The organism is Phytobacter massiliensis JC163 (genome assembly GCF_000321045.1).
GTDB classification, from domain to species: Bacteria; Pseudomonadota; Gammaproteobacteria; order Enterobacterales; family Enterobacteriaceae; genus Phytobacter_A; species Phytobacter_A massiliensis.
Window position 1 is genome coordinate 1,129,363 of the sequence record NZ_HE578945.1, and the last position, 4,686, is coordinate 1,134,048.

Below are 4,686 nucleotides of genomic sequence, written 5' to 3' on the forward strand. Positions count from 1 at the left end.
CCTCTGCCGCGCCCCCGTCCCATGACGGCAGGGTGTACCGCTCGTTGGCGACATCATAGTCCAGCCGCAGCAGCGGACCGTTGGCGGTTTTACGCACGAAGCGGCCGCTGCGGGCCGACTCCTGCGGCGTCAGACCGAAATCAAGAAACTGCACGCCGCTGTTAGCAATCAGCGTGACGCTTTGTTTGTAATCGCAAAGATTCACCAGCATAAACTCAGGCACCTGTTTTTCTGAAGGTCACCGCGACGGGCGTGTCGTTGTCGTCAAAGCGGGCGCTGCACTCTGCAACGTCATTGGTTCCGCCTTTACAGGAGATTTCCGGCATCGGGTAGCGGGAGCCGTCGTTACAGCGCGCTGTCCCGCGGCTTTTAATCATCATCACGCCCGTATCATGCAGGCCGGAAAAGAGTTCGGCGCGACAGGAGAGGTTATGCCCCTGGACGATACGCGCCGTGCCTTTATTATTCTGGATCTGAAAACGCATCGTGACATCTTTACCGGTAGACCGATCTTTTACATCCATCACCACGCGCCAGTTGCCGTTGAGAAAACGGGTAGAGCCTGCGCGTACCTGCTGCGAATCCATCACCAGCGCATCCTTGGGAATCGCGGCAATGACCAGCGGCGCTTTCTCGGCCTCGGGCTGCGGGGTTTTCGCGGCGGGAGCGACGACTTCCGCCTGATCTAATGGCAGGCTGACGGCCAGCGCCGGGGCTGGCTGCGCGGCAGGCGCTGCCGGGCGTTCGCTGGCGACAACGGGTGCCGGGGATTCGCTATGCTGATTGAGCACTAACGGGGCGGCAACCGCCGCTGCGACGGCTGCGGCCACCGGTAGCGCCCACAGGCCATAGCGGCGGCGCTTAACGGGGGCAGTCTCCTGCGCCGGGGCCGGTTCGGGCGGCGCTACAACCGCGGGCTCTGTTTTAGGCGGTTCGGCAACCACAGGCGGAGCAGCCGTTAACAGTGGTTCGTCCGCCTGACTAAAGGCGACAGGGGCAGGGGCTGGCACTTCTGGCTCCGGCTCTGGTTCCGGCACGATGGTCATAAAGGGTTCAGGCGTCTCCTGCTGGCGCAAACACGCAAGCACATCTTCTCTGGCGCTCTCATTCAGATTGACGAAGCCCCAGAAGGTGATGACCGGTTTACCGTCAACCAGGAACAGGTGATTTTCGCCGGGAAACTGCAGCGCTTTCTCCAGCAGCGAGCCAAACAGTTGCTGGGCGGTTTTCGGTGACTGCAGGCATTTGCGGCTGAGGGTGGCAGCGCTGTCGAGGGTGTTTTCCAGATAACGCAGCGCCCGGAAACGGGCCTCTTCCTCTGCGGCTTTCCACGAAACGGAGCGGCCTTCAATCGGGGAGTACCAGTCAACCCGGTCCCCTTCATCGTTGACTTGCGGTATGGCGAGACAGTCAACCAGCGCCTGTTGTTTACGCAGGCGCAGGGCTTCACGAATTTGTAGTGCCGAATCAAATACGGCCTGGCCGCCGCCGCCCACGGCCTGAAAATCATCCAGATCGCCGCTGCGCAAGAGTGTTTTTGCCACGTTTTCATCCCATAGACTTTTTCACCCCTCTACTGTACCCGCTGATGCCGCAAACAAACGGCAGAAGAGAGCGCAAAAGCGTTGAATTCTCGACCCATTGAGCGGCTGGCGACTGCTGCTGGAGTTTAACGTTACGTTTGCTGATAAATTCAGCAAATATCGCTGAATAAGAATAACCTGATAGTGAATCGTTATTTGTCAGTGAGGGATTGCTATGCTGAGATCGTCTTTCTTAATAAAACAAGGTCGATATTATGTTTGCAAGGAAAACCCTGCTCGCGCTGACGCTGAGCACATTATTACCTGGCGCTGCCGCCTGGGCGGCAAAAACGGATACCATTGTTTATTGTTCAGAGGCGTCGCCGGAATCCTTTAACCCGCAGATTGCCAGTTCAGGCCCGACATTTGTCGCCAGTTCGCAGACCCTTTATAACCGTCTGGTCAATTTTGACCCGGTGAAAAATACGCCGGTGCCTTCGCTGGCAACGGACTGGACCATCTCCCCGGACGGGAAAACCTATACGTTTACTCTGCGCCAGGGAGTGAAATTCAACAGCAACAAATACTTTAAACCCACGCGCGACTTTAATGCGGATGATGTCATTTTCTCCGTTATGCGTCAGAAAGACCCTAAGCATCCGTACCACAACGTTTCTAACGGCAATTACGAATATTTTAACGACGTGGGTCTGGGCGAGTTAATTAAAGAGGTGAAGAAGGTCGACGACTATCACGTGCAGTTTGTGCTGAATAAGCCGAACGCGGCGTTTCTTGCCGACTGGGGGATGGATTTCGCCTCGATTCTCTCTGCCGAATATGCCGACGCGATGATGAAGAAAGGGACGCCGGAGTATGTGGACACCTGGCCCATCGGCACCGGCCCCTATGCGTTGCAGCAGTATAAAACCGACGCGCAGATCCGCTATATCGCCAACCCGAATTACTGGGACGGCGCGGTGCCCACTAAGCACCTGATCTTTGCCATCACCCCGGACGTACAGACGCGGCTGGCGAAGCTGCAAACCAACGAGTGCCAGATTATTCCGGCCCCGGCCCCGGTGCAGTTTGAACAGATCAAAAAGAACAAGGATCTGACGCTGCATACCGTCGATGCGCTGAACGTCGGCTATCTGGCGTTTAACACGCAGAAAAAACCGTTTGATAATGTCCTGGTTCGCCAGGCGCTGAACTACGCCACCGATAAAAAAGCGATTATCGACGCGGTGTTCCTCGGCTCCGGCACCGTCGCTAAGTCGCCGCTGCCGCCAAATATGCTGGGCTATAACAAAGATCAGCAGGATTACAGTTTCGACCCGCAGAAAGCCAAAGCGTTGTTAAAACAGGCCGGGCTGGAGAACGGTTTCGAAACCACGCTGTGGTCGATGCCGGTACAGCGCCCGTACAACCCTAACTCGCGGCGTATCGCGGAGATGATTCAGGCTGACTGGGCGAAAGTGGGCGTCAAGGCGAAAATCGTCTCTTATGAGTGGGGTGAATACCTGGCGGGGATCCGTCGCGGCGAGCACGATTCGGCGCTCTATGGCTGGATGTCTGACAACGGCGACCCGGATAATTTCGCCGACGTGCTGCTGGGCTGCAACAGCATTAAGACCGGCTCGAATGCCGCACGCTGGTGTGATAAAGAGTATGATAGCGCAGTGCAACAAGCCAAACTGACCAGCGACCCGGCGAAGCGCGCGGCGCTGTATACTCAGGCCCAGGCGATCTTCTACCAGCAGGCGCCGTGGATTACGCTGGCCAACGGTAAAACCTTTTACGCCACCCGCAGCAACGTCAGCGGCTATAGCGTAAGCCTGATGGGTAGCGATTTTTCGAAGGCTAAACTCAATTAAAGGAGAGATTATGTCACATCTGGATGAGGTGAGCGCCCGCGTTGACGCGGCTATTGATGAACATGTGATTGCGCACATGAACGAGCTGTTGATTGAGCTGAGCGACGATGCGGCGCTGAGCCGGGAGGAGCGTTATGCCCAGCAGCAGCGCCTGCGTAACGCCATTGCGCATCATGGTCGTCAGCATAAAGAGGATATGGAAGCCCGGCGTGAACAGCTCACCAGAGGCGGCACGATCCTTTAACCGCTAAAACTGGCGTCTGGCCACCAGCCAGGCGCCAATCACCAGCAGTACCGCGCCGCACACCGGCCCGACTAATGCTTTCAGCGCCACCCCCTGGCTTCTGACGATATCCATGACCAGCCCGCCGATAAGCTGGCTTGCCACCAGCACAGCGATGGTGGTCGCTGCGCCAACGTACTGATAGCCGCTGATACTGGCAAAGACAAAAAACGACCCCAGCAGCCCCGGAATCAGCGTCCACCAGCGTACCGTTGCCGCCAGTTCGCTAAAACCGGCAACCCCATGCTTGATAAGAAGGATGCTGACAAACAGCACGATACCGACCAGCGAATTGAGCAGCATGGCGATAAGAATGGTGGAGGCGGACTGGGTGATTTTCACCATCAGCGTATTTTGCACCACCAGACCAATTCCCGCGGCGATCAGGAAGCAGAGGGTGAGGGACTGGTTCATGCCGGCGCGTCCGGGTCTGTTCGGTTATCAAGCTGCAGTTGCATAAAGGTCAGATCGAGCCAGCGGCCAAACTTGGTGCCCACCTGCGGCATCTGTGCGGTGACCACAAAACCCAGCTTTTCATGCAGGTGCAGCGATGCCTGATTTTGCGATTCAATGCCCGCGACCATGACATGTTTGCCGATGCGCTTCGCGTCGAGGATAAGCTGCGCCATCAGCGCCTGACCGAGCTTTTTACCCTGGTGTTCGGGGTGGACATAGACGGAGTGCTCAACCGTATGGCGAAAGCCTTCAAACGCGCGCCAGTCGCCAAACGAGGCGTAACCGGTGACGATACCGTTCTCCTCGCTGACCAGCACCGGAAAGCCCGCCAGCGCGCGCGCCTCAAACCAGGCGATACGGTTTTCCACATCAACCGTACGATCGTTCCAGATGGCGGCGGTGTGCAGCACCGCATGGTTGTAAATTTCAGCGATGGCCGCGCAATCCTCTTTAACGGCATGGCGAATCTTCATGGTTGAACCTCAGCAGCTGTACACTATAGTATTACGATATGAATACTATCTCAGACAATATAAATCAACGGATCAGT

The 4,686-nt window shown here is 56.8% G+C and carries 6 protein-coding genes; 2 read left to right on the forward strand and 4 right to left on the reverse strand.

Annotated features, from left to right (window positions below; translation table 11 throughout):
* On the reverse strand, positions 1-223 hold a 223-nt coding region (locus ENTHG_RS05545; RefSeq protein ID WP_237567450.1), incomplete at its 3' end, for a virulence factor SrfB.
* Entirely contained in the window at positions 216-1,544 is a 1,329-nt protein-coding gene (locus ENTHG_RS05550; protein ID WP_044175605.1) for an SrfA family protein, read from the reverse strand. The genes ENTHG_RS05545 and ENTHG_RS05550, both read right to left, overlap by 8 nt.
* Before the next feature lie 254 nt (positions 1,545-1,798).
* Here ENTHG_RS05550 and ENTHG_RS05555 point away from each other — a divergent pair, with 254 nt between their 5' ends.
* Both ENTHG_RS05555 and ENTHG_RS05560 read left to right on the forward strand, forming a co-directional pair.
* Positions 1,799-3,397, forward strand: a complete 1,599-nt coding sequence (locus ENTHG_RS05555) for an ABC transporter substrate-binding protein (RefSeq protein WP_044175612.1) — start codon at positions 1,799-1,801, stop codon at positions 3,395-3,397.
* A 10-nt stretch (positions 3,398-3,407) separates the two neighbouring features.
* On the forward strand, positions 3,408-3,641 hold the full coding sequence (locus tag ENTHG_RS05560; RefSeq protein WP_044175620.1) for a YdcY family protein: 234 nt from the start codon (positions 3,408-3,410) through the stop codon (positions 3,639-3,641).
* A gap of 3 nt (positions 3,642-3,644) precedes the next feature.
* On the opposite strand, the gene ENTHG_RS05565 is transcribed toward ENTHG_RS05560, so the two are convergent.
* Positions 3,645-4,094 carry a DMT family transporter gene (locus ENTHG_RS05565; protein ID WP_044175626.1) on the reverse strand — a complete coding sequence of 150 codons (450 nt, stop codon included), beginning with the start codon at positions 4,092-4,094 and terminating at the stop codon, positions 3,645-3,647.
* Positions 4,091-4,609, reverse strand: a complete 519-nt coding sequence (locus ENTHG_RS05570) for a GNAT family N-acetyltransferase (protein WP_044175635.1) — start codon at positions 4,607-4,609, stop codon at positions 4,091-4,093. The genes ENTHG_RS05565 and ENTHG_RS05570 overlap by 4 nt, the downstream gene beginning before the upstream one ends.
* Positions 4,610-4,686: the final 77 nt, after the last annotated feature.